Origin of the sequence: Nocardia sp. GCM10030253 (assembly GCF_042675075.1) — a bacterium.
Classification (GTDB): Bacteria; Actinomycetota; Actinomycetes; order Mycobacteriales; family Mycobacteriaceae; genus Nocardia.
On sequence record NZ_JBHTDL010000006.1, the window covers coordinates 485521 to 511753 of the forward strand.

Annotated in this window: 27 protein-coding genes; 5 read left to right on the plus strand and 22 right to left on the minus strand. The window is 66.6% G+C overall.

What is annotated here, in order from left to right; translation table 11 throughout:
- Window positions 1-288: 288 nt before the first annotated feature.
- From ACFQZZ_RS14535 to ACFQZZ_RS14595, 13 genes are all read right to left on the minus strand, one after another.
- The gene (locus tag ACFQZZ_RS14535) at window positions 289-744 is read right to left on the minus strand and encodes a hypothetical protein (protein WP_378679620.1); all 456 of its coding nucleotides are present in this window, start codon (window positions 742-744) and stop codon (window positions 289-291) included.
- A gap of 76 nt (window positions 745-820) precedes the next feature.
- Window positions 821-1159 carry a hypothetical protein gene (locus tag ACFQZZ_RS14540; protein ID WP_378679623.1) on the minus strand — a complete coding sequence of 113 codons (339 nt, stop codon included), beginning with the start codon at window positions 1157-1159 and terminating at the stop codon, window positions 821-823.
- 1 nt (window position 1160) lies between these two features.
- Complete coding sequence (locus ACFQZZ_RS14545) at window positions 1161-2015, minus strand: DUF2637 domain-containing protein (RefSeq protein WP_378679626.1); 855 nt, start codon at window positions 2013-2015, stop codon at window positions 1161-1163.
- The gene (locus tag ACFQZZ_RS14550) at window positions 2012-2461 is read right to left on the minus strand and encodes a hypothetical protein (RefSeq protein WP_378679628.1); all 450 of its coding nucleotides are present in this window, start codon (window positions 2459-2461) and stop codon (window positions 2012-2014) included. The genes ACFQZZ_RS14545 and ACFQZZ_RS14550 overlap by 4 nt, the downstream gene beginning before the upstream one ends.
- Window positions 2458-3378, minus strand: a complete 921-nt coding sequence (locus ACFQZZ_RS14555; RefSeq protein ID WP_378679631.1) for a hypothetical protein — start codon at window positions 3376-3378, stop codon at window positions 2458-2460. The genes ACFQZZ_RS14550 and ACFQZZ_RS14555 overlap by 4 nt, the downstream gene beginning before the upstream one ends.
- Window positions 3379-3469: 91 nt before the next feature.
- Window positions 3470-5194 carry a hypothetical protein gene (locus ACFQZZ_RS14560; protein ID WP_378679634.1) on the minus strand — a complete coding sequence of 575 codons (1725 nt, stop codon included), beginning with the start codon at window positions 5192-5194 and terminating at the stop codon, window positions 3470-3472.
- Between the two features lie 2 nt (window positions 5195-5196).
- Window positions 5197-5853: a hypothetical protein gene (locus ACFQZZ_RS14565; RefSeq protein WP_378679637.1), complete on the minus strand. Its 657-nt coding sequence runs from the start codon at window positions 5851-5853 to the stop codon at window positions 5197-5199.
- A 28-nt stretch (window positions 5854-5881) separates the two neighbouring features.
- Entirely contained in the window at window positions 5882-6418 is a 537-nt protein-coding gene (locus ACFQZZ_RS14570) for a hypothetical protein (RefSeq protein WP_378679640.1), read from the minus strand.
- Window positions 6419-6444: 26 nt separating this feature from the next.
- Window positions 6445-8553 carry a hypothetical protein gene (locus ACFQZZ_RS14575; protein WP_378679643.1) on the minus strand — a complete coding sequence of 703 codons (2109 nt, stop codon included), beginning with the start codon at window positions 8551-8553 and terminating at the stop codon, window positions 6445-6447.
- Window positions 8550-9254 carry a hypothetical protein gene (locus tag ACFQZZ_RS14580; RefSeq protein ID WP_378679646.1) on the minus strand — a complete coding sequence of 235 codons (705 nt, stop codon included), beginning with the start codon at window positions 9252-9254 and terminating at the stop codon, window positions 8550-8552. Before ACFQZZ_RS14580 ends, ACFQZZ_RS14575 begins: the two co-directional genes overlap by 4 nt.
- Before the next feature lie 621 nt (window positions 9255-9875).
- Complete coding sequence (locus tag ACFQZZ_RS14585; RefSeq protein WP_378679649.1) at window positions 9876-10235, minus strand: hypothetical protein; 360 nt, start codon at window positions 10233-10235, stop codon at window positions 9876-9878.
- Window positions 10232-10381 carry a hypothetical protein gene (locus tag ACFQZZ_RS14590; RefSeq protein WP_378679652.1) on the minus strand — a complete coding sequence of 50 codons (150 nt, stop codon included), beginning with the start codon at window positions 10379-10381 and terminating at the stop codon, window positions 10232-10234. Before ACFQZZ_RS14590 ends, ACFQZZ_RS14585 begins: the two co-directional genes overlap by 4 nt.
- Window positions 10381-10593, minus strand: coding sequence for a helix-turn-helix transcriptional regulator (locus ACFQZZ_RS14595; protein WP_378679655.1), 213 nt, complete (start codon window positions 10591-10593; stop codon window positions 10381-10383). The genes ACFQZZ_RS14590 and ACFQZZ_RS14595 overlap by 1 nt, the downstream gene beginning before the upstream one ends.
- A 149-nt stretch (window positions 10594-10742) precedes the next feature.
- On the opposite strand from ACFQZZ_RS14595, the gene ACFQZZ_RS14600 reads away from it, so the two are divergent.
- Both ACFQZZ_RS14600 and ACFQZZ_RS14605 read left to right on the plus strand, forming a co-directional pair.
- Complete coding sequence (locus ACFQZZ_RS14600; RefSeq protein ID WP_378679658.1) at window positions 10743-11507, plus strand: helix-turn-helix domain-containing protein; 765 nt, start codon at window positions 10743-10745, stop codon at window positions 11505-11507.
- Entirely contained in the window at window positions 11504-11974 is a 471-nt protein-coding gene (locus tag ACFQZZ_RS14605) for an NUDIX hydrolase (RefSeq protein ID WP_378679661.1), read from the plus strand. The genes ACFQZZ_RS14600 and ACFQZZ_RS14605 overlap by 4 nt, the downstream gene beginning before the upstream one ends.
- Here ACFQZZ_RS14605 and ACFQZZ_RS14610 read toward each other — a convergent pair.
- The 3 genes from ACFQZZ_RS14610 to ACFQZZ_RS14620 all read right to left on the minus strand — a co-directional run bounded on the left by ACFQZZ_RS14610 (window position 11967) and on the right by ACFQZZ_RS14620 (window position 14572).
- Window positions 11967-12506 (minus strand): HD domain-containing protein, encoded by a 540-nt coding sequence (locus ACFQZZ_RS14610; RefSeq protein WP_378679664.1) that lies wholly within the window; start codon window positions 12504-12506, stop codon window positions 11967-11969. The two genes, ACFQZZ_RS14605 and ACFQZZ_RS14610, sit on opposite strands and share 8 nt — an antisense overlap.
- A 95-nt stretch (window positions 12507-12601) precedes the next feature.
- The gene (locus ACFQZZ_RS14615; RefSeq protein WP_378679666.1) at window positions 12602-13699 is read right to left on the minus strand and encodes a tyrosine-type recombinase/integrase; all 1098 of its coding nucleotides are present in this window, start codon (window positions 13697-13699) and stop codon (window positions 12602-12604) included.
- A 360-nt stretch (window positions 13700-14059) separates the two neighbouring features.
- On the minus strand, window positions 14060-14572 hold the full coding sequence (locus ACFQZZ_RS14620; protein WP_378679669.1) for a GNAT family N-acetyltransferase: 513 nt from the start codon (window positions 14570-14572) through the stop codon (window positions 14060-14062).
- Between the two features lie 69 nt (window positions 14573-14641).
- Between ACFQZZ_RS14620 and ACFQZZ_RS14625 the strand changes: the two genes are divergently transcribed.
- The gene (locus ACFQZZ_RS14625) at window positions 14642-15571 is read left to right on the plus strand and encodes a LysR family transcriptional regulator (RefSeq protein WP_378679672.1); all 930 of its coding nucleotides are present in this window, start codon (window positions 14642-14644) and stop codon (window positions 15569-15571) included.
- Window positions 15572-15591: 20 nt separating this feature from the next.
- On the opposite strand, the gene ACFQZZ_RS14630 is transcribed toward ACFQZZ_RS14625, so the two are convergent.
- On the minus strand, window positions 15592-16017 hold the full coding sequence (locus tag ACFQZZ_RS14630) for a DUF4267 domain-containing protein (protein WP_378679675.1): 426 nt from the start codon (window positions 16015-16017) through the stop codon (window positions 15592-15594).
- Window positions 16018-16238: 221 nt separating this feature from the next.
- On the minus strand, window positions 16239-16880 hold the full coding sequence (locus tag ACFQZZ_RS14635; RefSeq protein WP_378679678.1) for a hemerythrin domain-containing protein: 642 nt from the start codon (window positions 16878-16880) through the stop codon (window positions 16239-16241).
- A gap of 115 nt (window positions 16881-16995) precedes the next feature.
- On the opposite strand from ACFQZZ_RS14635, the gene ACFQZZ_RS14640 reads away from it, so the two are divergent.
- The gene (locus ACFQZZ_RS14640; RefSeq protein WP_378679681.1) at window positions 16996-20268 is read left to right on the plus strand and encodes a BTAD domain-containing putative transcriptional regulator; all 3273 of its coding nucleotides are present in this window, start codon (window positions 16996-16998) and stop codon (window positions 20266-20268) included.
- 253 nt (window positions 20269-20521) lie between these two features.
- The gene (locus ACFQZZ_RS14645) at window positions 20522-21439 is read left to right on the plus strand and encodes an NADP-dependent oxidoreductase (RefSeq protein WP_378679684.1); all 918 of its coding nucleotides are present in this window, start codon (window positions 20522-20524) and stop codon (window positions 21437-21439) included.
- Window positions 21440-21743: 304 nt separating this feature from the next.
- Here the strand turns inward: ACFQZZ_RS14645 and ACFQZZ_RS14650 are convergent, their stop codons facing one another.
- From ACFQZZ_RS14650 to ACFQZZ_RS14665, 4 genes are all read right to left on the minus strand, one after another.
- Window positions 21744-22529 carry a MerR family transcriptional regulator gene (locus ACFQZZ_RS14650; RefSeq protein WP_378679687.1) on the minus strand — a complete coding sequence of 262 codons (786 nt, stop codon included), beginning with the start codon at window positions 22527-22529 and terminating at the stop codon, window positions 21744-21746.
- Window positions 22530-22543: 14 nt separating this feature from the next.
- Window positions 22544-22948 carry a hypothetical protein gene (locus ACFQZZ_RS14655; protein WP_378679690.1) on the minus strand — a complete coding sequence of 135 codons (405 nt, stop codon included), beginning with the start codon at window positions 22946-22948 and terminating at the stop codon, window positions 22544-22546.
- Window positions 22949-23091: 143 nt separating this feature from the next.
- Window positions 23092-24642, minus strand: coding sequence for a serine hydrolase domain-containing protein (locus ACFQZZ_RS14660; RefSeq protein ID WP_378679693.1), 1551 nt, complete (start codon window positions 24640-24642; stop codon window positions 23092-23094).
- A 328-nt stretch (window positions 24643-24970) separates the two neighbouring features.
- A complete protein-coding gene (locus tag ACFQZZ_RS14665) occupies window positions 24971-25522 on the minus strand; it encodes a hypothetical protein (RefSeq protein WP_378679696.1) in 552 nt (183 codons plus the stop codon).
- Window positions 25523-26233 lie beyond the last annotated feature (711 nt).

Sequence of the window (26233 nt, forward strand, 5' to 3'; positions counted from 1 at the left end):
GGCGTTCGCACCTCGACCTGCACCAAGATCGACTGCCGACACCACGCGGTCGGCCCTTCCTCGGCTCGATAGCTTGAGCTCGGAACGGCAATCGTTCAAGGGCGCTCCTGGCGTCGCGTCGCCTTCGGCGATGGCCTGCGGCCACCCTTGAGCGACCACCGTTCCGAGCTCGTTTTGCCTGCGGAGGAAGGGGCCGGGGGAACAGTCAGTAGAGAAGGAACAGCCGAGAGGCCGAAGACACGAAGAAGCCCGGCCGATTTCTCGGCCGGGCTTCGGTGAGCGGTGGATCTATTCGGCGGGCGGCAGGTAGGCGCTCAGGTCGTAGTTGCGGCCGTAGCCGCCGCCCTCGACCGGACCGGCATACAGCAAACCGTCCAGGCGCCCGCCGATCGCGATACCGCCGGCGCGGGAACGGCGCACGCCCGCGGCGATAGCGCGCTGCACGTCGCGATCCAAGGTGATCGCACGCAAACCGTCATCGGCGGCGTCCTGACGCTTCCCGGCCTCGATCTCGAGGATCAGCTGGGAGTCGACGACCGGGTCTCCGGACTGGGCGACCATCGGCTTGCGGTTGACCCAATACAGCGGCTGCCCTTGGCTGTTGTGGCGGTGACGCCGGACGACGGCGACGATTTCGCCGGAGACCGTCGTGCCGATCTCGACATCGCGGCCGAAGGGATTGCGGGCGCCCTGGCCCATCAGCTCGGCGTTGATCTGGTCCAGGTCGGTCAATGTGCTGGTCATGATGATGTCCTCCAATAAGTGATGCGGTGATGTGGGAAAAGGGAGGGCAGGCGGGTCCGCCTGCCCTTCGGGCCGGTCAACTGGCGTTTTGGTACCTCCTCCACAGCTCAGGCAGCTGATCGAGGGGGAATCGGAACCCGTTCACCCAGCCGATATCGAGGCCGGGGTACGCCTCGGCCAGATCCGCGTGCGGATGGTCGATCACCCACGGGAGCGCGCGGCCGTCGCGGGTGTGGGCGTAGATGTCGAACCAAAGCCCGCGGTCATAGACCACGACGGCGTCACCGGCGCAGGTATGCGGGACGGCGCGCAGCACCAGCTCGGCCCGCAGCACTTGCCGACGCAGCCACCACAGATTCGTGATCTCGCTGCGCGCACGCCAACCCAGGCGCGCAACACGACCCCAATTCGCCATTTCAGTTACTCCCCGGCAAAGCGAGCTGAGTGGTTTCACCCGAGACCAACCGCAGAACCTCGCCGCTGGCTCGACTGCTCTGCTCGGTCTTGAGTCGCACGACGATCCGGCCGACCGACCCGGGGTGCAGGCCGACAATCGGTGCGATCTCGCGATAGGACAGCCCGGTTTTATGCAGGCGCCACACCTCGGTGTCGCGTTCGGCGATCGGATCGGTCTCTTCCGGCTCAAGTGGTGTCGCCTGCGCGACGGCGGTTGTCGCGTAGGTGTCGCGTGCTGTCGCGCCGGTGTCGCCCGGTGTCGCAACCTGGGCAACAGTTGTCGCCTCCGTGCTCGGGGTGCGCGGCACCTCCAGCAGTGCGGTCAAGGCGTGGGTGACCGCGACCGCCGCGATCGGCGCCGCGCCCGCGACCGCAGCAGCGGCCAGTTGGGGCAATTTCAGCCCGTCCGCATTCCACGCGTGGACACCGTTTCCGACCAAAGACACCAGCTCAGCAGCGGCGAGCTCGGCCCAGAAGAACCGGCGCGTGCTGGCGGGGATTTGCACTCCGAGCTTCGCTCGCCGGTTCAACGCCACCAACGAGAAGGCAGCCTGAATGATCGGCCCGTCCACGATGACCGGGGCACCCCACGCCAGCCCGTACGGGATCCCCGACATCATCGCCACACCGTGCAGCGCGATCGCGGACCAGGAGAATGCCGCGATGATCACCGCCGCGAGCGACAGCAACGCGACAACCTCGGCGACATTCCAGTCCGCCGATACCGGCGGTTGCGACACTTCGGCGACAGCACGCGACGGCTCGGCCATCTCCAGCGACACGGTGTCGCTGGGGTGCGACGGATACTCGCTCATCGGCTGAATTCCTCTCGGTCGGTTGACGACGAATCCCACGGGCTCCACATCGGGGCGCGCACAAGACGTTCTTGCTCGGCGTGCAGGGCGTGTCCATCGAGCTGATCCAGGGCGTTGTCCACATCGCTGGCAAGCTCCCGGTTACGGTCTTCCAGCTGCGCGACCTGGTGCTCGGCGGCGTCGCGTGCCCGGTCGGCAGCGGCAAGTTGCTGTTCCAGTTCCGCGGTGCGCTGGTGCGCGGCAATCAACCGCGCCTCCAGCTCGGCGGCGCTCAGGTCGTGTGCGACTTCCGACCGGGCCGGGCTCGGCATGGTCGCCTCGGACGTCCGCGCGGTGGTGCTCGGTGTATCGGTGGGCTCGAATCCGTGCAGCGGGGTCGGCCGTGCGGTCAGCACGTCGGCGGTGGCGGAGGCCGGCATCGTCGACTCGACAGTGGGGGCGCTCACCGCTCCGCTCCGTCACGCTCGATGTTTGCCATCGACGTCGCCAGAGCATTGCCGGGCTTGTACTCGGCGAGCGGTGACGGTGATCCGGCGAGATCGCGGGTGCGCGTTGCGGCGAAGGTCGACGACACCGGAACCGGCGCACTCGTGCCGATTTCGGCTTCGTTGGCCCACGGCATCCCTGCGACGCGCTCGACGTCGTGTGCCGCGTCGCGGGCAGTGATGGCGTCGTCCCAATCGGAGATGTAGGCCAGTGCGTTGGCGCGCACGTCGTCGCACTTGAATATCGAGGAGCAGAGATTGCCTGCGCTGTCATACGAGTCCACGGAAACGTGCACCACGGTTTCGGATTCGACGTCCAGGCGGGCCGTGCGCACAACCTCATGCGCCCACTCCGCGGCTTGGGCGTCGCTGTCGTGCCCGGCGTGCCAACCGCCATTCCATCCGCCGTCCGGGGCAATGAACGTGATCGCTGTACCGACCGGGCGGTGGGTCAGGTCTTCGACCGTTCCCGACTCGGCACGGTCCTCGACGCGAGTGACGTAGTGCGAGGTCAGCAGTCCGGCCTCGTCGCGTTCGATGCCGTGTTCGGCGAGGTAGCGGGCCTGCTCCTCACTGCGCTGCCGGATCGGCGACAGGGTTCTCCTGTTGACGTCCAGGGCGCGGGTGGCCCGGTTGGGGTTGCGCTGCCAGCGATGCGCCGCGGTCGACAGGTAGGCCCACTCGTGGCTCCAGTCCTGTTGACTGAGCCATGGATTCGAGTACTCGGCGTAGTCGATGACAGCGGCCGGGGCGTGGCCCTCGGGGTCTCTCGTGATGCTGCTCCAGGCGTGCATGAAGTCCGCGCGAAACTGCTGCTCGGTCTCGGACTCGACTTCGTGCCGCTCGGCGGCGCGCTCGGTGCGGGTATTCTCAGTCATCGGTTCGGCTCCTTCTTGATCTGCTGGTTTGAGGTGGTGGCGGGCCAATCCATGCCGGGCGGTCGCACGCCCGGCATGGCTGTTTCGGTGCTCAGCGCTCCATCCCTTCCCGGTCACGTCCGTTGCGTGCCACGGCGTCGGCCAACGCGTGGCCTGGCTGGTAGTCCGCGAGAGGGGACCGGCCCGCCGACTCCTCGCGGGCCTCACCGGCCCGAGCGATCTCCTGCGCAAGCTCTTCGATCGGCTCCTGTTCACGGTCGCGGCCGTTGATCAGGCCCGCGAACGCGTGACCCTTGATCGGGGTCTTCACCGGTTCGGCTGCCGGCGCCTGGTGATCGGTGGGTGTGCGCTCCGCGAGAACAGCCGCTAGCCGCTGGGCGACCTCAGCCTGGGGAGAACCTTTCAGCACTCCATCGGCGATCACCTTGCCCATCCGCTGCCGAGTCTCGGAATCGAGGCTGAAACCCTGCTCCTGCTCTTGGTCGCCGCGGGCGTTGTCCCGAGCCTGCGCAGCCTGCCGTTCCGGGCTGCCGTATCGCTGTTCGGCCGGGGTGCGCTCGGCGAGCTTGCGCACCGCTTCGTCGCGCTCTTCGCGCAACTGGTCACGCTCTTGCACGAGTGCGTAGACCTCGCGGCCACGTGAAGCCGCCACCGCGATGGTGCCCTTGTGCACGGATCGGATCGTGTTCAGTTCTTCGGCGAGCTCGTCGCGTTCGGTGGTGAGCTTGGCCAGATCCGCCGTCTGCTTCCCGTTGCGCTCAACCAGCGCGTTGTTGTACTGGATCGAGAGCCGATGGCGGTCCTTCAGAGCCGAAAACTCCCGCTCCCGATCGTCATTCGGGGCAAGACCACGCTCTTGCACACGCGCCTGATCGAGCCCGGCCTGCCACTGCTCGACTTCCTTGGCCAGGCCGCTGCGGGCACCCTCGGCGCGAAACACCGGGGTGGGGTGACCGTCGCGGTCTTCGGCGTATGCGGCGAGATGCACGGTGGTGCCGGGAGCGGGGCGGATCGTGTTCAGTTGCTTGACCGTCCAGCGTGCCGACGCGTCCTCGCTGTCGTGAGAGCTGGTCTCGTACACCACCTGATTCGCGCCCTCCGGCAGATAGGTGACGGTGCTGCTGTAGCGGCCGTCGTGCTCAGCGGTCCGTGGCGGCTGCCCGCTGCGCTCGGGATCGTCGCGCTCGGTGAGCCAGCGCCGATACGCCTGGTCCTGCTGGCTGTCTCCAGCCGGGAACCGGGTCCGGTCCGGCTCAGTTGCGCGGTCGACGTGGCGCATGGCCTGCACCGGTGGGCGTTCGATGCCCGCGGCTTCGCGTGCCCGTGCGACCTGGGCGCGGTACCGCAGCGCCTCGATGCGCTTGACCTTGTGCGCACGCCTGAACATGTCACCGGTCGTGAACTCCGGGAACACGCTCGCGGCGTCGATGCCGTCCAGAGCGATGCCCTGCTCGACCACGGTCAGGTGCGGATTACGCAGAACCCGATCGGCCATCTGGTTGCGATGGCGGGCTATCGCCTGCGCATCGCGATAGCGGCGGTCATGATCAACGGTCGGATCGTTCGCGCGGTCTGACACCGCCAGCGAGTGCGCCCGGAACTTGTCGACGGCCGAGTTGGTCCAGCTCAGCTGATGACGCCGGTCGAGTTGCTGTTGCTTGAGCTCCTGGCGCCATGCCTGCTTGATCTCCTGACGGACTTTGCGGCGATCCAGCCAGTTCGAGGCTTGGGCGTAGCGGCGCATCGTGCTCGACATCGAGGACATGAATTTGCGTGTCTCGCTGACGAGTTCGTCTTCCACACTGCGTTCGGACATGATCAGATCTCCTTCTCATTGGCGATGCTGGAATCGGTGGACGCGCTGTAGTGCGCGGAGGCAGGGCCTTCGAACGCCGGGTACGGCGGACCGGCCGGGGTGTAGGTGGTGTCGGCTTCGGGCCGCCACAACGGGACAGCGAAAGCGGAACCGGTCACGCGCCGCTCAGCGGCCTCCAACCGCAACTGGTCCAGACGCGGCAACCGGTGACGGACCTCCCAGGCCCAGCGGCGTTCGAACTCGTTACGCAGCGCGGCCAGATGCTTCGATTCGGCGCTCCACGGATCACGCGGCTGCTGACCATCCCGCAGATCGATTGCCGCATCGATCGCCACGATCAGCGCAGGCACCGACAATTCCTCCAACGTCGCCACCGGGGCCTTGCCACCGAGCAGGCCCGGCCGGAACCCGCTGCGGATCACGGCGGTCTTCTCTTTGGCCGTGTGGGCGATGGCGGCGGCGAGGGTGGCCTTGTGGTCCTTGATGCGGTCGAACTCGGTCCGCTCTGCTGGCGAGAGACGAAGCCGCGCGATGGACTCCTCGATGCGGGTGAATACGTCGTGGTCCTCGCCGATGATGATCCCGGCGACGGTGACGATTCCGGCGACCACGCCAGCGGTCACACCGATAGATGCGGGACGAATGATGTTGGGGTTCATGATGATTGGTCCTTTCGGGGTTGGGTTTTCAGTCTTCGCAAACAGGGGTATCGACAGTGGTCGACTTCGTGAGCCGGGGGTGGCGGGGCTTGTTGCGGGCGTGGTACGCGCCCAGCTGCTCACCACGGCGGCGGAACCAGGAAGCGGTGTCGGCGGCGGCGTAGGTGAGCATCCGCACCGTCTCGGACGCGCCGGGGCGTCCAGCGCAGTGCCACCACGCGAACGCCGCCACGGCGAGCACGTACAGCGCCAGCGGGCCGGGCAGCGGCAGCACCGACACCGCGACGGCCGCGCCACCGGTCGCGGCCAGGGCCGGTCCCCAGATCCGCACCCAGTCACGAGTTGTGGTGATCCGGGCGACGTGCGGTGCGACAGTGCGGCCTACGGTTCCGCCATCGGGCACGACCGGCGTCAGCAGCTGTTGCGCCAACTTCTCCGCGGCGCTGCCTTCCATGTCCGCGGTAAGGGCTTCGAGGATCTGCTGCTCGTGGGCTTGCTCGGGGCCGGTGCGGCCGCCCAGCTCCTCGCCGTGGTCTTCCGGGTCGATCGGGTTCGGTGTAGTCATGATGAACCTCCTTGCAGTCGTTCGGGTTACGCCGGACGGCGCTTGGTCAGGTCGATCACCGGCGCCAAGGCGTCGGAGTCGCTGGTATCGGGGCCGGTGAAGCGGTCCAGGCCCGGCAAAGGCCGCAAACGCTTGAGCTCGGCGTCATCGAGAACCGAAACCCGGCCCCAGCGAGCGCGGCCGCCCGAGACCTGGACTACGTCGCCTTTCTGCATGGCGCGCATACGGTTCGGCGGGATCAGGAACTGATCGGCGGACTGGACGTTGCCTTCGTCGCCGTCGCGGGTGCCGCTGATCAACTTCCGCGACAGCTCGAACTTCGGGCGGGTGCCGTACTTCTTCGCGAGGGTTTCCGGGTCGGAGGACCGCATCAGCAGCGAGCCACCCGAAGCGGCAGCGACCAACGCCGAACGGTTGTCGTCGTCGTGGCCCAGCCCCTCCCAGGACTGCGCGATCCACCACGTACCGATACCGGCCTTACGCAGGCGCTCGACCCACTTCACCGCGCGGGTTTTGCCATCGGAGACAGCCGAGAATTCGTCGACGACCATCATCGAGGTGCGGCCGTGGGGCTTGTCGGCGAGCTGTTCGAGCATCGTTCCCAGGGCGCCGAACTGGGAGCGGGCACGATCAGGCGTTTTGACGCCTTCCAGGACGATGTAGAGGACGTCGAAGTCGGTCAGCTCTTTGTCGCCGTCGAACGCATCACCCAGCGACCTGTAGAGGTTGGCGAATTCCGCGCGAGCGGAGTTCATGACCGGTTGTTTGCCGTCGATGGTGGAAGCGATCTCCATCTCGACGCCCGGCACACCTGGCCACGGCCTCGCCATTGCCTGCCCGCCCCACAGCCGAGACAGCTTCTCCACATCGAACCGCGACAGGAACTCCAGCCAGCCCTTGGGCGGGTTGTGGCCGATCGGAGTCGGTACCCCGTCGATCACCTCGACCCGTTCCGGAGCATCCACGATCAGGTGGATGAGGGTCTCGCGGATCTCGTGGAAGTACTTCTCGGTGTCGGTCGTCGGTGTGCTGCCGCCGGAGACCATCGCCGAGAGAATCGAGCGCAGATCGTCCACGATCGCCTTCTTCGCGTTGGGCTTCTTCGCGTCGAAGTCGTGCCGAGGCCACATGCTCAGCGACACGTCGAAGGGGAAGGTGCCGATACGCTCGTCACGAACACCCAAAGCACGGAACCACTTCCGCATCCCGGCCGCGACCTTGCGCGACTCCGGTCCGCCGTTGCAGTCGACCACGATCGTCAGCGGGCGACCGGGACGGTCCAGCCGCCACCACTGCCGATGACGCGTCCAGGTGGTGACGAACCACGACACCAGTACCCGCCGCATCAGTGTGGTCTTTCCCGACCCACTGGAAGCCACCGTGGTCATGTGCTCAGCCACATTGATCCACGGCAGAATCAGGCGAGTCTCGGTACGACCGGTCAACGACCGCACCAACGAGCGCGGCGGGGCCTGGTCGCACTCCGTCGACAACCGCCCGATCACCAACTCCGGAGACAACCCGCCCGTAGTGAAAGGCAGACGCCGGCGCGACAACCTCGTCGCGGCCCGCTGCTCACGCTGGGCTTGCGCCCACAACGCGCGCTCCGTGCGAGCCGGGGACGCCAATCCCACCGTCGCCAGCTGCACGCGCTTGCGGGTGTAGGCGATAGACGCGACCAACCACGCCGCCGGAATCATCAACGCGGCCATCCCGAACAAGCCACCGACGTACCCGCCCGCGACGAACTCCTCGGCAGCGCTGTGGAATTGGCGAGCGGGTTCGAACACATCCCACGCCCACAATGCGGTGGCACCGGGCATCAGCAGCACCGAGGCGAACAACCAATTGCGCAGGCGGGTCGGTTTCCAGCCGAGCAGTTTCGCGGGAACCAGGATCATCAAGACCATCACCAGGGTTGCCACGACGACGGCCGCGATCAGTAGGGAGCCATCGGCGACCCCGTCCCAGCTCCACGCCGAGAAATCGGGCAACCACCCCAGAGGGTCGTTCTTGAGTCCGATCGGCGGCATCGTCGGATCGATCTCGATGCCCGGTGTCTCGGTCGGTGTCGGTTCTGGCGTCGGCGCGTATGGCGCACAGTCGGTGGGAGTGAGAATCGGAGAGCAGGTCATGATCCGACCGCCTTTCCTTCGTTCGGGTCTGAGACCTGGGGGATTTCGTGATCAGAGGCCCCGCCCTCGATCACCCGGAGTCCGGGTCGCAGGTCGGGCAAGGAAGATTCGGCTTTCTGCTTGGCCAGGAACTCGTCAAAATCGACAAGGCGCAGTTCCGTGGTCGCGGTGTCCAGCCCCTTCGCGGCGGTACGAACCACGCTCTTCACCGCTTCACCGCGGCAGTAGTACGTCAGGCCCGTGCAGTCGGCGGTCTGGGCTACTCGCAACGCTTGGAACACCGATGTACGTGCTGCCGCAATACTTTTCGCGGTCAGCTCGACCTCGACTGCCCACAGATCACCGGCGCTGGTGAAGTAGCGGCCGTCGTGGATGTGCGGGCGTGACTCGCCCGATTTGACCGGACCGCTCTCGCTGCGCAGCAGACGTTCCGAGACCCAGCGGTCGAGATCGGTGCCGGTCAGCGCCAACCGCAGCTGCAAGACAGCCTTGGTGTGAGCGGCCATCTTCGGTGTGGGCACCCAGTAACGCACCGGTCGGCCCAGCAGAGCCTCGGCTGAAGACTTCGTCGGGAAGATCCACGACGGTCCCGGCACCGGCCGAATCCGCTTGGAACTGATCAGCTTGGCCGCTGCCCACTTCGCCGAGATTCGGTAGGCGCGATTGATGCTCACCTCCAGCATCTCTGCGACAAGATCCATTGGCGCGCCGTAATTTTCGGCCAGGATCGTGACTCCTGACATGTCCCGTGGTGAGAGCCGAAAACTCATCGCTCCACCCCTTCTCTCACAGCACTCCGTACGAGAGCGTCGGCCAGGGCATTGCCCGGCTGGTGGTCCGCGAGAGCGCTGGGTCGAGGCGAGACCATCGCACCCGACCTCAGCCACTGACCGACCTCGCGGTTCGGCGTCTGGATCTGTTGCGGCGCCGGAACATCCACCCGGATCACGCGATCCGTACGACCGGAACGGCGCGCGGCCGCCGCCAAATGCGGAATGTCGGTAATCAGAGTCGGCACCCCGGGGACCTCGGCGCTCTGCGTCGATTCCGGCTGGGCGGCCTGTCGGCGGCTCATGGCTGACCCGCCTGCGTCGGCGTGACACGCTGCACGTGCACGCAATCAGTCCGAGCGGGCTGCGTCGGCGCACAGATATTCGGCGACGGCTGATAGGACTGCTGATCAACCCACGCCACCCCGCACCCAACCAACGCCACAAGCAGACCCGACACCAGCAGTGCGAGCTGCACCTGCGGAGGCAACGACTGAAACAGGCGTGAACCGGCACGTGCGGCGGCAGCGTCCGTCTTCGCGACCGCGCCGATCACAGCGACCACCCCTGATCAACCTGCGACCGGTCGAACAGGTCACGCTCAGGCCGCGGATACTCCCGGAGCTTCTCCGCGTCCTCCCGCGCCATCACCGCCCACACCAGCGGCGTTTTCATTTCTCTGGCGGCGTGACCGAGACGATCGACTGTGCTCTTGATGTTAACGCTGCCGAATTCTTCGTATCCGACTCCCAGCGACGTCCGCTTGTCGTAGCGGTCAGCATGGTTTTCCAACGACTTGTAGCGCGCCTGCAACGCGGTCGTCCGCGCCTGCAACAGCTCCTGCTCACGCATGATCGCGTCCAACTCATCCAGCAGATCGGCCGGATCATGCAGTGGCTCGTTCGTGCTCATCGCCGCACCCCCCACCTGCGAGTCGACCGGAACAGGGCGACCGCGCCGAGCAGCATCAGCGTGATGCCGACGACGTGTGGCGCGGTGAATGCCACGAGCCCGACGGATACAACAGCGACAACGAATCCAGCGGTCCGGGCGCGCATCACAAGCCACCGCCTGCGACCAGGATCGGTCGAACCAGTCCACCCAGATCTTTGGGATCAACCCGCACCGAACGCGCACCGACCTTGTAGGCGCGCAGGTCGCCAGCAGAAATGAGGCGTTCCAAAGTTCGGACGCTGAGCTTGAGTTGACCAGCGGCCTCGCGCAAAGTGATCAACGTTTCGGGGAGCGCCATTGCGTGGTGCTTTGTCATCAAAAGTCCTTCCCTGGAGTGCCAAGACGTGAATTGCCTTGTAAAGACGCACTTTTCAGGAATTCCTAGGACATGAGCACCACATAGGTGGACATGTGGAGACGTCTCGCCTACAGTTAAGACGTCCCTACTCGTCCCTTGGAGTTGATGTGGCCAACGAACGACTGCGAGAGGCCCTCTTACGCAACGGCCTCGATATCAGCCATGTTGCTGACAGGACCGGCGTTGACCCAAAGACTGTCGAACGGTGGATAACGAAGGGTCGGGTTCCGTATCCGAAACACCGACACACCATCGCCTCGATGGTCCGTGAGACTGAGAATTATTTGTGGCCCAATGCCATTGCGCCCGATCGCCGCGCAGAAATTGCCGAATCAGAGGTCCTGAAGGTGTATCCACACCGGAATCTGGTTCCAGCCGATCTTTGGGCCAAACTGCTCGCGAACACAAGCGAGCGAGTGGACGTACTGGTGCTGGCGGGACTCTTCCTCGCAGAAGACCCGAGCTTCGTGAAGACAATCAAGCAGAAGGCAAGTGAGGGAATTCCCGTTCGGATGCTCTTCGGAGATCCCTACGCTCCGGAAGCGGTCAAACGTAGCGGGGAAGAGCGCCTGGCTGCGGGGACTGTAGGTGCCCGTATTCAGAATGCGCTTGCTCTGATCGAGCCACTGGCATCCACAGACGGCGTCGAGGTTCGCTTTCATCTGACGACGTTGTACAACTCGGTCTTCCGGTTTGATGAGGAAATGGTGGTCAACATGCATGTCTATGGCTGCCCCGGCGCTTACGCTCCTGCAATGCACCTTCGACGCCTTCCGAGCGGCGACCTCTTCGAGACGTACATGACTAGTTTCGAGCATGTATGGGCAGGTGCAACACAGGCCGACTTCGACTTCAGCGGGAGCCGAGCATGACCCGGACAGATCACTACCACGATCCGAATGCGCCACAGGCAAATAGCTTAAAGGTGGCCGTCAGTGCACTGGTTCAGGATGAACAAGGCCGAGTTCTCATGATCCATCGCACCGACAACGACAAGTATTCGATTCCTGGTGGAGGTCAAGAGATCGGCGAAACTGTGGCGGCGGCCGTTGTCCGCGAAGTCCAGGAGGAGACCGGTATCGATGTTGAAGTGACCGGGATTCTCGGCGTATTTTCCGATCCGGATCATGTGATTTCATATGATGATGGAGAAGTCCGTCAAGAATTCTCTATCTGCTTCTACGCCAGGCCGGTTGGTGGCGAGCCACGAACCAGCAGCGAATCGAAGGCAGTGAGGTGGGTTGCACCGGAGGATCTTTCAAGTCTGGACGTACACCCGTCGATTCAACTTCGAATCCAGCAAGGAATGCGCGATAAAAAGCAGCCCTACTTCACATAGCTGCGCCGACCGAAAGGCGCAACTCGGTTCGTGTTGCGGCAGAAAGTAGTTCGGGCTCGGCCTCCAACAACGACAGCGCAACAACATGTTCAGCGCCGTACCGCGCAACGACCTCGCGCACGCGGTCCTCCACCGTCGTCCGAGAACCATCAGGCGTGGTGGTCATATCTGCCCACCACAGCGCGTCTCGTAACGGAGTCGTTTCGTCGCGCCAGGCGATGCCTATGCCTCGCCTGCGGCCCTCAACCTGAGCACATGAGTGGTTCGCGACGAGCGCACATATCCGCTCCGGAATGCCTTGTTCACGAAGAAACACGGCACCATCCACGGGATGAAATCCGGTGCCTACCAGATCTGGTGCATAACCGATGTCGTGTAGCCAAGCCGCCGCGATCAACAGATCACCATCGTCGACGATGGCGGCGGCTCGTCGGGCTTGGCTTGCGACACCTTGCACATGAGCCCAACGCCGCGGTAGCGATGTGGCGAGCTTCGTGCGCGCCAGTTCTTCCGCCCATTTCGCCGAAGCCATGGCTCGAGTCTAGTGACCTCATCTCCGGCTGCGCGCTCGGCGGTGAGGATGACGATCTCGTTGCGTTGCCGTGCGCACGGCGCCTTCCCCGCTGGTCAGCCCAGCACGCCGCGCACGCTCTCCCATTGGCTGTCGGCCAGGCTCGCGTACCGCTGAGTTGTCCGCAGCGATGCATGCCCGAGAAGCTTCTGGACTTGCTGGATCGGTACTCCTGCGCGTACCAAGCGGCCCGCATATGTGTGCCGTAGGTCGTGAGGCCGGACCTTTCCAAGTCGTCGCTTGTCGTCACCTTCGCCGACCCAGGCGACTCGTGAGGCGGCTTGGAACCGCTTGCCGAAGTTGTCGGCGTCGAATGGCCGATGATCGACATGCGCGAGGAGCAGTCCGCTTCGGACCGAGCGGCCGGCCACGTACCGCACTGGCGCCGGTTCGCCGAGTCCGTCCCGCTTGATGACGACCGTCAGAATCTTCGTCAGCGTGTCGCCGATCGGGATTACCCGCTTCTCGTGGTCCTTCGGTGGCTTCATGCGTTGGACGGCCTTGTCCCAAGCCCATTCGATCGAGATCGTCTTCCGCTTGAGGTCGATGTGCTCCTTGTGCAAGCCCTGCGCCTCGCCCATCCTCATGCCGGTTCCGATCAGCACGCCGATGATCAACTGGTCGAATACTTCGAGCGGTTCGCGCAAAGCGGCGTATTCCTCGTCCTCGAGGAACCGCTCAGGGGACGGTCCGGCCTTGGGCAGATCGATGTCGTGGCACGGATTGTCAGTGATCAGCTTCGCTTTGCGCGCGGCCTTCATCGACCCGCTCAGCAGGTGGTAGCACTTCGCAACACTGGTCGGCGCCATGGCATTGCGCAGCTCGGCGACCCACTCCTGCACGTCTTGCTGTTCAATGTCTTTCAGCAGCTGACCGCTCCACTTCGGGGTCAGATGCTTACCGATACGTTGATCGTCGATCTTCTGGGTTCCCTCTTCGACGGCGCGCAGAGCCTTCCATTTCGGTAGCCACTCACCCCACGACATCGCAGGAACCGGGCGCGCTGGGTTCTCGCGCTGCTCGTCTTCCTTCGCCGTGGCCTTGCGCCTCGCGACGTCTTTGTTCGTGAAGACGCCGGCGCTTCGGATTCGGCCATAGGCATCGCGATAGCTGCCGCGGTAGCGACCGCTCGGAAGTTTCTCAGCCCAACCCATGCTCGCCCTCCTACCCTGGTTCCTGCATACATTCCACCATGACGGACATGGAGCAGACCAGTAGCAGTGTGGAGCAAAACATGGAGCAGGCGCATGTTTCGAGCTGTCATTTCGTGTCGCATCCTGGCGGCTACGCCTTCCCTCAAAATGCGCTGGCCTGCATACATTTATTTGTGCATCGCCAGTGGTCACGAGCTCGCTCCGGTGTTCTCCACCGAACTGGTTTTACACACCAGCGGTCGGGGGTTCGATCCCCTCTGCGCCCACAGATGAATATGCAGGTAGGAAGCGATTGTCTCCCAAGCACCCATTGCTCCACGCTGCTACGGGCAACGGCACCGCACCCATCCGGCACAGCCGTCAATCCAGCTCGTACCGCATGAATACATCCGCGCGCTCGTACGGCAGCGGCCCGATCTGATCGCTCGGGACGTGCACGAAACCGACCGATTCGTACAGATGCACAGCGTCGGCCAACTTGGTGCTGCTACCGAGGAACAGCGCCGTGGCGCTCTGCCGGCGGGCGTAGTCGATGGCCTCCTGCAGGATGATGCGGCCGAGGCCGAGGCCGCGCCGGTCCCGCGCCACGGCCATCTTCGACAGCTCGAACACGCCGTCGCCCTCCGGCACCAGCGCCACACATCCGACGATGTCGTCGCCGTCGCGGGCGATGAGTACCTGTCCGCCCTTGGCGACGATCTCGCGCTTCGGGTTGTCCAGTTTGACGGAGTCGGCGGGTTCGAGGGAGAACAGCTCGACGATCCATTCCTCGTTGAGTTCCTTGAATGCCCGTGCATCGGCCGGGCTCGACATCGGCTCGACGACGATGGTGTCGATCTGTTCGTTGGCAACGGATTCGGTCTGCTGTGTCACGTCGTCAGCATGCCCGGCCGCGAATCATCACGTCCAATACTTGACAGGTCTGATTGATACGTTGAACTTATGATTGATGGGGTCGAACTACGACACCTGCGCTACTTCCTGGCGGTCGCCGAGGAGCTGCATTTCGGCCGGGCCGCCGGGCGGCTGCACATCGCTCAACCCGCGCTGACCCAGCAGATACAGCGGCTGGAGACGCTGCTGGGAACCCGCGTGTTCGACCGCACCTCGCGCAGTGTCGCCCTGACTCCGGCGGGAGAGGTACTGCGCGAGCGGGCTGCGGCGATCCTCGGTCACGCGACCCGCGACCTGGACGAGGTCGCGCGCATCGGCCAGGGCAGCCAGGGGCGGCTCTACCTGGGCTTCGTCCCATCGGTGCTGCCGCTGAAACCGCTGCGGACTGTCCGGCAGTTCCGGGACCGCTACCCGCTGGTCCAGATCGACCTCATCGAGGGCTACACCACCCACATGATGGCGCAGCTCGGCCACGGCGCGCTCGACATGGCGATCGTGCGCGACCCCGACGACCAGCCCGACACCGTCGCATTCCCGCTGGTCACCGAGCCTTTCATGGCGGTGCTGCCGGTCGATCACCCGCTGGCGGACCATGCCGCCCTCACCGGCCCCGACCTCGCCGACGACCCGTTGGTGTTCTTCCCCCGGGCCGCAGGCTCCCATGCCCACGACAAGAACCTGCGGCCCCTGGTGGAAGCTGGTTACCGGCCCCGCATCGTGCAGGAGGGCAACAACTGGACCACCATCCTCTATCTGGTCGGTGAGGGGCTGGGCGTCACCATCGCACCGCGCAGCGCGACGTTCACCGCGCCGCAGACCGTCCGCATCGTGCCACTCACCGAAACCGCCGCCACGACAACGGTTTACGTGGCTCACCGGGTCGATGACGATCGGGCTCTCGTTCGCAACTTTCTGGCGCTACTGCCGAAGGATGACGCTCGGGCGAGCGACCGGGAAGTCGCGCAGTGGCAGGCGTAGGCCGTGGTCGACCCTGGGCGTCAGCTACGGGACGTGTCACCGGTGGTGGCGGGTTCCGCGGCTTGCGGCCGCTCTGTCAGCAGGAGTGCGGCGGTCAGTACGACGAACGCCAATGCCGAGCCGTGCACAGTCAGCGCCGTTGCCGTGGTGCCGCCGTGTGTGACCACAGCCACCGCGTCGCCGATCGGTATCACGGCGTTGATCAGCACGACCCAGCCGAGAACACGACGCCGGCCGAGGCCGAGCAGCAGGAACATGACGGCCGCGGCTGCGATGTCGCGCACGCCCTTGACGACGAAGTAGCCGTCCGCGTTGCCCGTCGGCCAAGGCTCGATGCCGTAACCTTCGGGGGCGCCACCGGGATCGAGCAGGAAGCTCAGCCCGAAGTACAACGGTGCGGCCGCGGAGATCACGGCCAGCAGGGTGGTCAAGCGATATCTCGTCATGATTGTTTTCCTCAGTTCGTCGTCGGAGGGATTCCGTTGGGTGGCCACCGCAGGCTGGTCCGCAGAGCGACCGTGCGGGGGAAGGATCTCGGGACGCCGCCGGCCCGTCCGGCGCATCTGCTCGACCGCGAGACCTGGATACGTTGCGGTGCAGGTGATCACGGCGTTGCGGGCAAGGTCGGCTACCAGGCCGTGGTCGACGTCGTGCGGGATGGTCAGGGTCAGGCCGCGCGGACGCGGCGAATGTGGCGGGCGTAGCGGGGGCGGCCGATGACGTGCCAGATGCCGCGTACCGGTGCGGGGAGGCCGCTGAGGAGCATGGCGCGTTCGGCCTGGTCGGCTTCCTCCAGGACGAGGCCGAAAAGCGTGAGCAGGATGAGCTTGGGTGTGTTGGCCACCAAATGGCCGCCCAGGGAAGCCCATTCCTTTTCGGTGATGTACTCGGCCGCGAGGGGAAGAAGAGTGGTCTCTTCGTCGTCGAGGTGTTCGAGCAGAACCGCCCGGTGATCGACGAGAACCGCGACGACGGTGTCGCGTTCGTCGGCTCCGGCCGTGGCCTCCCACGCCGGGACCGCGGCGTCCAGACTGTTCAGCGTGGCTTCGACGCGCTCGTGCTGGGCCTGCATCCGCAGGATGATGTCCGCCCCCAGATCGACCCGGGACAGCAGCGGTGGCCACAGCAGCTCGTCCTCGCCCTCGTGGTGATTCTTCAGTCCCAGCCGGTAGTCGCGGAAGTGGTCGGCGATCACCTTGGCGCGCGCGGTGTCACCCGGGGCGACCGCCGCGACGAGCTCCATCAGCAGCCGTGACTCGCGACGGAAGGCGCGGTGGACGATCTCCATGTCCTGAGTGTTGAAGCTCATCTGTTCCTGCCTTTCAACGGTTTTCGATGTGCTCGAGGCTGCTCCCGGGGGTTTGGAAGGCACTAGGAGCCGACTTGGAACGCTTGACGCGGCCGCGCGTACGATGTGCCACGTCATGGTCTTCATCCGGGTATTGGGCTCGTTCGCGGCCGAGGCCGACGACAAGCCCCTTCCCCTCGGCGGACCGCGGCAGCGCGGCGTGCTGGCTCTGCTGGTGGCCGCGCGCGGGCAGGTTGTACCGGTCGACCGGATGGTCGAGGACCTGTGGCGCGGCGAAGCGCCGTCGCGCGCCCTGGCGTCATTGCAGGCGTACGTGTCCAACCTGCGCCGCCTGCTGGAACCCGGCCGCCCGCCACGGACACCGGCTCGATTGCTGGTGAGCGCGTCGCCCGGCTACGCATTACGGCTCCCTCGGGGAGCGGTGGACGCATGGCGCTTCGAGGAGCTGCTCTCCAAGGCCCGCACGCTCGCCGATCCCCGTGACGCTCGCGCCCGGCTGGACGAGGCGCTGGCGCTGTGGCGGGGACCCGCGTTCGCCGAGGTCGCCGACGAGCCGTGGGTCGTCGCCGAGACCGCCCGGCTCAACGAGCTGCGCCTGGTCGCCCGCGAACTGCACATCGCGACGGGACTGCGGCTCGGCCACCCCGCGACGGTGGTGCCCGACGCGGCGAGCCTCACTCGCGACCATCCCCTGCGCGAAGAGGGCTGGCGCTTGCACGCCCTCGCGCTATGGAGCAGCGGCCGCCAAGCCGACTCCCTGGCCGCGCTCCGCCGCGCCCGCACCACCCTCGCCGACGAGCTGGGCCTCGACCCCGGCCCGGACCTCGTGGCCCTGGAAGAGGCAATCCTCACCCAACGCACGGACGTCCTCCGTGCGGCCGTCCCGCCCCCTGCGGACGCACCCCGGTCCCAGACAACCACGCCGCCGCCTCCGAACAACGAGCGCGACGCGACAACGTTCGTGGGCCGGGAGGGCGAGCTTTCGGCGCTGATGGCAGCCGCCGGGGAAGCCATCTCCGATGGGGCGCGCGTCGCGCTGATCACCGGGGAGGCGGGGCTCGGCAAGTCGACGCTGCTCGAACATCTCGCTGCGCGGCTCGGACAGGACGGGTGGCTCGTGGCCTCCGGACGCTGTCCCGACATGGACAGCGCGCCGCCCGCATGGGCGTGGGTCGAGGTCCTGCGGACAGTGGCCGCGAGCGTTCCGCCGGGAGAGTTCGCCGACGAGCTGGCACCGTTGCTCTCGGACTCCGCGCCGGTGAACGGTGACGCGGCGGCCGGGCGGTTCCGGCTGCGGCAGGCCGTGTGGACATGGCTCTCGGCGGCCGCCGCCGACCGTCCGGTCGCCGTCGTCCTGGACGACCTGCACTGGGCGGACGCCGCCACACTGGAACTACTCGGCGGCAGCGTCGACACGCGGGCCCCGATTTTGGTCGTCGCGGCGTACCGCGCGGACGAAAGCCAGCGCCTCACCACAACACTCGGGTCCCTCGCCCGCACCGCGCCCCTGCGGCTGGACCTGCCCGGACTCGATCGCGACGCCGTCGCGGAGCTCGTACGCGCCGAATGCGAGGCCAACGACGCGACCGTGGCCGGGATCGCCGAGCGGACCGGCGGCAACCCGTTCTATGTGCGGGAGACCGCGCGGCTACTCAACGGCGAGGGCGCGCTGATCGCGCTCTCCGAGGTCCCCGAGGGCGTCCGCGACGTGCTGCGACGCCGGCTCGCAAGGCTGCCCGAAAGCGGCGTGTCCGTCCTGCGGCTGGCGGCGGTGGCCGGCCGGGAAAGCTCGGTGGACGTGCTTGTGCAGGCCGCCGACACCGACGAGGACGGCGTGCTGGACGCGCTGGACGCGGGCGTCATCGCCGGATTGCTCGACGAGCCAGGGCCCGGACGGGTCCGGTTCGTTCACGCGCTGGTCAGGGACACGCTGGTGACCGATGTCAGCCGGGTGCGGACCACCAGGATGCACGTCCGAATCGCCGCGGCCATGGAGGGCACCGGCGACGTCGCGGCACTCGCCCATCACTATGCGCGCGCGGGATCACCGAAGGCCGTCGGCTATTGCGTGCGCGCCGCCGAGCTGGCCGAGGCGCGCTATGCCCACGACGTAGCGGCCGCGCTGCTCACCGACGCCGTCACCAACTCCAGCGACCCGGACGAGCGCGTCGGCCTGCTCGGCAGGCTGCTGCGCGCGCAGGTCAGGGCCGGGGCCTTCGCTGCGGCCAGGGAAACACGCGAGCAGGCCGTGGAGTACGCCGAGTCGATCGGGCGTGAGGACCTGATGATCGCCGCGTTCACCGCTTGGACCGAGCCCACCCCCTGGCAGGCCCGCACGTACGGCACGGTCGACCGTCCCATCGTCGAGCGCCTCAACCGCCTGCTCGAGCGGACCGGCCTTGCCCCCGACGTGCGGTCCCACCTCCTCATCGCGTACGCCCACGAGCTGGTGGGCGAGGGCGATCCGACGGTCATGGCGGCCGCTCGGGAAGCACTCGACCTGGCCGCCGCTCCTCCTCACCGGGCCGCGGCGCTGCTGGTCCTCGCGCGCGAGTCCGGGCGGGCGGAGTACTCCCGTGAGCTGGTGGAGATCGGTGTCGAGCACGACTTGCCGGTCTACCGCGTGACAGGCCTGATCGATCAGGCCGCGAACGCCGCCGCGGCGAACGACCCGGCGACCATGCGCCGAGTGAGCGGGGAGGCGCTCGATCTCGCCCGCGCGTACCGGATGCCGGAGGCGACCGGCGCCGCCGAGATCGCGCTGGCGTCGCTGGTGCTCATCGAGGGCCGGTTCGCCGAGGCCGAGCGCCTCTACGCCGAGGCCACCGAACGCATGGGACGCGCCGGATCGGTGCACGCCACTGGCTTCCTCCGCCTCGCGCTGGCGGTGACCTGGTTGAACGACGGCACGCTCGGCGACCATCTGGACGACGCGCGATCTCTCCACGAGGCGCTCGGCCCGATGGTCGCCGACCTGCTTACGCTGGCCCTCCACGCTGCCGGCCGCAGCGATGAGGCCCGCCGGGCCCGCACATCACCGACCCCGATCCGGCCCGACTTCTTCTTCACCTTCCTGACGAGCCTGCGCGCGATGGCGATTGTCGCCTTGAACGACCGCGACGCTGCCGAGCAGATCTACGCGGACCTGCTCCCCCACCGAGACGGTCCCCCGGCGGGCGCGGCGAGCCTGTCGCTGGCCGTGCGCCCGGTGGCCCACACACTCGGCGAACTCGCTCTCCTCCTGGGCCGCGACGACGAGGCCGCCGCCCACTTCGCCCGGGCCGCCGTCATCGCCGATCAGTGGAACGCTCCCCACTGGTCCGCCGACGCTCGAACACGCGCCGATTACGTTCTGGGCGTCCATGTTTCGCCTCCGCAGCAACACTGAAAGCAAGATCGGCGTCGGGGCGCTGCAGCCCGCGCCGTCGGTCCGGTAGCGCATCGAGCGCTCCGCGTCCCGCCCACTGCGACGATTCATCGCGAGCGGTTGATCGAAACACTATGCGTAACAGGCGATTCCAGTACGCCCCATGGCCGCGGTCCGCCGCGCTGCGTCGAGTGTTCCAAGTCGGCTCCAAGTGCCTTCCAAACCCCGGGAGCAGTCTCGAACACATCGAACACCAGCGATGAAGGAGCAAAACATGAGCACACCCACCTTCCGGGCCGCCGTCGTCCGCACACCGAGCGGACCCGACTCGATCGAGATCATCGACGTCCCCACCACCGAGCCCGGCCCCGGCGAGGTCCGGGTCGCGGTCGCGGCCGCGCCGGTCAACCCCACCGACCTCGGGGTCGTGGGCGGTTTCTTTCACCAGCTGGGCATGATCAACCAGCCCGAGCACACCGGCCTGGGCTGGGACTTCGCGGGCACCGTGCTCGCTGCCGGCCCGGGCGTGGACCTGGCCGTCGGGACTCGGGTCGCCGGTGTCGTCCTCGGTTTCGACCGCGACTTCGGCACCTACGCCGAACAACTCGTCGTGCCCGCCGCCGATCTCGCCGTAGTGCCCGACGGACTCGACCTGGCCGAGGCATCGACGGTGCCGCTCAACGGCTTGGGCGCGGCGCAGATCGTCGACCTGCTCGGCGACGCGCCCGCCGACGGCAACCGGTTGCTGGTGACCGGCGCGGCCGGCGCGATCGGGGCCAACGTGGCCTCGCTCGCACCCGACCGCGGCTGGCAGGTCACCGGTCTGGCCCGAGCCGCGGACGAGCAGTTCGTACGTGGTCTCGGCGCCGACTTCGTCACCGAGGCCGAGCCGGGCTGGGACGCGGTCGTCGACACCACGTCGCAGCAGGTGTGGGGCTTGACCCCGGTCCGCGACAGCGGAGCCTTCGTCGGCGTCCGGCCCAATCTAGTGCCCGCGGCCGTGCGAGGGATCACGGTGAACGCGCTGGTGACGCAGTCGGACGGTCCTCGATTGGGGCAGCTGCTGGCCCGCGCCGCGTCCGGCCGGTTGCCGACCCGAGTGCATGCGGTCGTGCCGTTGGCCCAGGCCACCGACGCCCACCGGGCCATGGCCAAGGGCGGGACGCGCGGTCGCTACGTGCTCGAGCCCTGACCGACTCGGCCACCGTCAGGTTGATCGACTCGCTGGTCCGCTCGTCACGAACGCGGACGGCCTTGCCGTCGGATCGAACCGCGACCGTGGCACGCCAGCGCTGGTAGGTGTCCTCCGACAACCGCAGGGGTTGATCTGCTCGATGGCCTGCCAGAAGTTCAGCACCAGGTTCGTGGCCAAGCTCGACACCGACGAGTAGTCGATCTCGTTGCTGCGTTAACCGAGCACGCGCGGCAGATGCCCCAGCGGTGTCGTGGGCCAGCCCCGGCCGATCGCCGAGTCGAAGGACCGGAGCACGGCGCAGTCAGTGGAAGTCTGGTCTGGGGATACGGATGCCGGCGGCGCGGAGTTTGGTCTCGAAAACCGCGGCCGCCCGCGTCGCGGCTGGTGTCTGCTCTTCGCCGTGGTGGGCGATCAGTGTGTACCGCGTCGCGGCCTCGGTGCGGGCTTGCAGGGCGGTCACGATTTTCAAGTGCGCGGGGTTTGCGAGGTAGTGGTCGGCCATGGCGGTGGCGAGCTCGGCGATGCGGGGGTCGTCCGGTTCCCAGGCCGCGGCTTCGGCGGCGCGCTTGATCAAGGCGACGTACGTGGGGTCGTCGAGTGCGTGCTCGACATGGGTGAGGTAGTCGTCGAAACCTTCCGGGACCAGGGCCTTGGCCAGCACCCAACCCTCCCGGGCGGTCGACACCTCGTCCGCGGGGAAGCCGAGGCCGGCCATCCGCTCCAGCAGCGCCACAGCGCGGTCGCCCAGTAGCGCCCGGTCGCCATCGGCGAGCCGGTGCAGCGTGTCACGTCGTGCGATCAGCTCCTCGATCCGTTCGGTGAGCTGCCGTCCGACGTCGGAGAGCGCGGCGGCGAACCCCGCGGCGTCGGCGTCGAGCAGGGGCCCGATCTCGGCCAGCGGCACCCCGGCGGCGGCCAGCGTCCGGACCTGCACCAGCCGCAACAGATCGGCCGATCCGTACCGCCGGTATCCGGAGCTGTCGCGTTCGGGCTCCTCGACCAACCTGAGCTTGTGGTAGTGGCGCACCGCCTTTACCGTGACGCCGACGAATGCCGCCGCCTGCCCGATCGTGACTCCGTTCCTCATCTGCTCAGCCTTCCTTAGATGAGATTCAGTGCAACGGCGACGGTGCCGAGCGTCGCCACGATCGAGGTCACGCCGACATGCATCCCGACCGACAGGCGAATGTCCTTGTTCCGCCAGGCGAACCAGTATCCCGGGAAGGTGAAGATCACCCGCGACACGAACACCCACGGCGACCAGAAGTGGTACAGCGCGAACCCGAACACCATCATCCACATCAGAACCAGGCTCAGGGCGATCGCCCAGCCCATGAAGGCCGGATAACCGATGGCGTTGACGAATGGTTCGCCGATGAGCAGGTAGACGGCGACGATCAGTGCGCCGGGGACAAGATGCAACACGATCGACAGCGGCAGGGAGTGGCGGTCGCCGAGCAGCCGCTTGACTATTCCGTTCGGTCGAGTGCCTTCGAAGGCGCGCATGACAAGAGTTCCTCGAGCAGTTCGTGAAGGGGTACGTGAAATCAGTCGAAAAGTGCCCACCCAGCCGGGCAGAGCCCGGCGGACAATACATGTGGACGGACCACGCCGAGCTGCTCGAGTTCGGCGTGGCCCCGGTTCGCGTGCTACTGAGCCGGATCGGCCTGCCCGCCGCCGAACACCTCGGCGAGGAGCCTTTGCTGTGCGTTCTGGAACGGGACCGCCACCGACATCGCGCAGTCGTCCACGCAGGTCAGCGAGGCGGTCATGGTCTTACTGCCGTCGGGCGTGGCGTACATCAGCGTCGCGTAGCCCGCATGGCCGCCGTTGTGAGTGATGACGATGCCGCCGTCCGGGCCCAGGTCCCGCACGAACACCCCCAGGCCGTAGTCCATAGTCGGGATGCCCGTCGGATGCGGCGTGCACATCTCGGCCAGCAGCTCGGCAGGCAGGAGCTTGCCACTCAGCAGCGCGGAGATGAACGTGGCCAGATCCCGGGTGGTCGAGATCATGTCACCGCCGCAGGGGTTCCAGGACGGGTTGTGGCGGGTGACGTCGACGGTCTTCTCCTCGCCGTCCTCCTCGTACCGGTAGTAGGCGTGGGCGTGCGGCTCGGGAATCTCCGGCGAAGCTTCCGGCACCACGGTGCCCGACAACCCGAGCGGCCCCAGGATCAGCCGCTGCATCTCCTCGGCGAACGATCGGCCGGTGACCTTCTCGATCAGCAGCCGGGCCAGCACGTAGTTGGTGTTGGAATAGCTCCACTTCGTCCCCGGCTCGAACCGCGCAGGCTTGGACAACGCCAGCTCGACCAGCTCCTGCGGCCGGTAGGTGTGGAATCGGTTGTCCACCCACTCTTTACCCAAGGGGGTACCCGGCGCGGGGATCCCCAGCACTACCGTCCCGTCCTCGTAGAGCTCGCCGGTGAAGTTGAACACCCCGCTGGTGTGCTGCAACAGCATCCGCACCGTGATCCGCTCGTCCAGCCCGAACTCGGGCAGGTAGTCCGCCGCCGGGATGTCCAGCCCGATCTTGCCCTCGGCTACCAGCTGCAGCACCAGGGCCGCGGTGAAGGTCTTGGTATTGCTGGCAATCCGGACGTACCCGTCGATCGGTGGCTTCGCACTCCCGCCCAGCTCGGCCACCCCGGCACTGCCGACCCACTCGCCCCGCTCATCGTTCACGCGCAGCGCTACCCCGACGAAACCAGAATCGACGATCTCCTCGATCGCCTTCTGCAGCTCCGGGCGATCCTGCCCGGCAGCGGTATTCGGCACGGCGGCCCCGCTGTCCGCCGTGGCCGCACCGGCGGCGTCGAGGGTCGCGGTGATCTTGCGGGCCATCTCGGCCAGGGCGGGCTGACCCTGATGGGGCCGGGCGGCTGCCTCGATGGCGACGAGGACGGTGCTGCGGAAGTTGTCGGCCTCGGCCGGATCCTGCTCCTGCAACAGGCTGACCGCTGCGGTCAGGGCCGGCAGCACCTGGTCGGCGAGTTCGGCGACGGACTTGCCCTTCAGTTCGATGTCTTTCGACGTCGCAGCGAGCACGTGCCCGATAGGGCCGGTCGCGGACAACAGGGCCATGCTGCCGTCGGCGGCGGCCTTGCCGGGCTTGCCGGCGGCGGCCATCAGCGACACGGCGCCGTACGCGGCGGTCCGCAGAGTGCTCTTGTCCTGGTCGGAAAGGGTGATGGACATGGTGGTTTGCTCCTTCAAGTCCCGGTCGGCATCGTGCCGCTGCGACGAGCATTCACCCTGACCCAAGGTCAACCTCAACTATGATCTAGCTCACAGCTACCGCCTTTTTGGGTTTGGGACAGCTTCGTGAGCAGGACGCCGTTCTCGCGGTCGTAGAGGTCGCTGGCGTATCCGGACAAGACGACGGTCGCCTGGCACACCCACACCCGCCGAGCGCGCACCAAGACTTTTCCTGTCGCGGTTGCTCGGAGTGGAGACGCCGGGCGGGCCGGGCGGATGGCGCCCGGCCCGCCCGTCATTGTGTTCGATTACCTCCACTGGGTGACCATCACGGGGTTGGTGTGAAGAAGCCGAATATGGCGCCGATGGTTGAGCCGACGGCGCATCCGATGATGGCTCCGACCACGAAGAACCAGAACCCGATCAGAACGCCGAGCGCGCAGCCGAGGGCTGCACCGAAGACGATCGACATCGGTCCCACGGCCTGCTGCACGCCGGGCATATCCTGGTACGCGACAGCCTCTTGTGTCGGCCCGCCGACCGGTGTCAGGGTCAACTGTGTGCCGGAGCTGTCCAGCCGCGGCGTGACCGCGAGATTCTGTCCGGCCTCCGTGCGCAGTGTCGTCGGGATGGCGCCGACTACCGCACCGTCGTTCGCGAGGACTGTGACCGAGTCGGGCGTGACGACGAAACTGCCGGAGGCGAGGGTCACCAGGGCACTCGAGTGATCGCCCGCGAGACTCGCCGTGTAGGCGACCGGGCCGTCCACGCCGGTGACGTCGACATTCGCCAGCGTCGCCTCTCCATGTGCTGTCGCGGTGGCTATGCTCGTCGCCGCGATGGCCATGAATGCGGTTGCTATCAATTTTTTGATGAACATTTACCCTCCTACCTCTGCCGATTCTCTTCACATTCCCGACGAACGGTCCCAGGATGGGTATAATCATCCGCCGTCGAATTGATCGATGTCGCTGGGGTACTCGGATACCGAATTTCGAATTGTAGTCAGCTTTTATCCCCGGGGATATGTATTTGAATCGAAATTTCCGTTGGTATATCGGCTCCGCGGATGCGGCCAGCGGCATCTGGGAGGAACCGGCACCGATAGCCTGTCCGCGCCACCACCGCCTAGGCCCGAACCGCGCACTGGGCGGATGGCTGGCATGCCTTCCCGCGGGCGGCGAGCACCGACTCCGCATCTGCCGCCAATGCGAATACATCATTCACACGCCACCGGTCACCGCCAAATGTGAGCACCCGAGCACTTGCTCCACCTGACCGCACAAAAACACGCCGGCGTGCGACCGGCATCTCCGCCGTCAGCTGGCGCGTGGGAACAACAGCGGCTCATCCTCCGCCGCGGCGCAGCGGCAGTTTCCGGCGCAGTCGGTGCATGTCGAGCACCCGTCACACCACGCGGTGAGGTGGTGTCCGCAGTCGGGGTTCCATTCGTCATCGAGTGTGACCAGGTGCGCGATCAACGGGCCGCCCTGGTCATATGGGCGAGGCTCCATACCTGAATCATCACCGCACCCACCGACAAACCTGCCCGACCGCGGTCAGGTGGTAAAACTCCGCTGTAGAACGCGGT

Bases quoted from the DNA above. Each gene is read 5' to 3' on its own strand.
- ACFQZZ_RS14535 (WP_378679620.1), bottom strand. From the start codon at position 744: ATGACCAGCACATTGACCGACCTGGACCAGATCAACGCCGAGCTGATG.
- ACFQZZ_RS14540 (WP_378679623.1), bottom strand. From the start codon at position 1,159: ATGGCGAATTGGGGTCGTGTTGCGCGCCTGGGTTGGCGTGCGCGCAGC.
- ACFQZZ_RS14545 (WP_378679626.1), bottom strand. From the start codon at position 2,015: ATGAGCGAGTATCCGTCGCACCCCAGCGACACCGTGTCGCTGGAGATG.
- ACFQZZ_RS14555 (WP_378679631.1), bottom strand. From the start codon at position 3,378: ATGACTGAGAATACCCGCACCGAGCGCGCCGCCGAGCGGCACGAAGTC.
- ACFQZZ_RS14560 (WP_378679634.1), bottom strand. From the start codon at position 5,194: ATGTCCGAACGCAGTGTGGAAGACGAACTCGTCAGCGAGACACGCAAA.
- ACFQZZ_RS14565 (WP_378679637.1), bottom strand. From the start codon at position 5,853: ATGAACCCCAACATCATTCGTCCCGCATCTATCGGTGTGACCGCTGGC.
- ACFQZZ_RS14570 (WP_378679640.1), bottom strand. From the start codon at position 6,418: ATGACTACACCGAACCCGATCGACCCGGAAGACCACGGCGAGGAGCTG.
- ACFQZZ_RS14575 (WP_378679643.1), bottom strand. From the start codon at position 8,553: ATGACCTGCTCTCCGATTCTCACTCCCACCGACTGTGCGCCATACGCG.
- ACFQZZ_RS14580 (WP_378679646.1), bottom strand. From the start codon at position 9,254: ATGGATCTTGTCGCAGAGATGCTGGAGGTGAGCATCAATCGCGCCTAC.
- ACFQZZ_RS14585 (WP_378679649.1), bottom strand. From the start codon at position 10,235: ATGAGCACGAACGAGCCACTGCATGATCCGGCCGATCTGCTGGATGAG.
- ACFQZZ_RS14590 (WP_378679652.1), bottom strand. From the start codon at position 10,381: ATGCGCGCCCGGACCGCTGGATTCGTTGTCGCTGTTGTATCCGTCGGG.
- ACFQZZ_RS14595 (WP_378679655.1), bottom strand. From the start codon at position 10,593: ATGACAAAGCACCACGCAATGGCGCTCCCCGAAACGTTGATCACTTTG.
- ACFQZZ_RS14605 (WP_378679661.1), top strand. From the start codon at position 11,504: ATGACCCGGACAGATCACTACCACGATCCGAATGCGCCACAGGCAAAT.
- ACFQZZ_RS14610 (WP_378679664.1), bottom strand. From the start codon at position 12,506: ATGGCTTCGGCGAAATGGGCGGAAGAACTGGCGCGCACGAAGCTCGCC.
- ACFQZZ_RS14615 (WP_378679666.1), bottom strand. From the start codon at position 13,699: ATGGGTTGGGCTGAGAAACTTCCGAGCGGTCGCTACCGCGGCAGCTAT.
- ACFQZZ_RS14625 (WP_378679672.1), top strand. From the start codon at position 14,642: ATGATTGATGGGGTCGAACTACGACACCTGCGCTACTTCCTGGCGGTC.
- ACFQZZ_RS14630 (WP_378679675.1), bottom strand. From the start codon at position 16,017: ATGACGAGATATCGCTTGACCACCCTGCTGGCCGTGATCTCCGCGGCC.
- ACFQZZ_RS14635 (WP_378679678.1), bottom strand. From the start codon at position 16,880: ATGAGCTTCAACACTCAGGACATGGAGATCGTCCACCGCGCCTTCCGT.
- ACFQZZ_RS14640 (WP_378679681.1), top strand. From the start codon at position 16,996: ATGGTCTTCATCCGGGTATTGGGCTCGTTCGCGGCCGAGGCCGACGAC.
- ACFQZZ_RS14645 (WP_378679684.1), top strand. From the start codon at position 20,522: ATGAGCACACCCACCTTCCGGGCCGCCGTCGTCCGCACACCGAGCGGA.
- ACFQZZ_RS14650 (WP_378679687.1), bottom strand. From the start codon at position 22,529: ATGAGGAACGGAGTCACGATCGGGCAGGCGGCGGCATTCGTCGGCGTC.
- ACFQZZ_RS14655 (WP_378679690.1), bottom strand. From the start codon at position 22,948: ATGCGCGCCTTCGAAGGCACTCGACCGAACGGAATAGTCAAGCGGCTG.
- ACFQZZ_RS14660 (WP_378679693.1), bottom strand. From the start codon at position 24,642: ATGTCCATCACCCTTTCCGACCAGGACAAGAGCACTCTGCGGACCGCC.
- ACFQZZ_RS14665 (WP_378679696.1), bottom strand. From the start codon at position 25,522: ATGTTCATCAAAAAATTGATAGCAACCGCATTCATGGCCATCGCGGCG.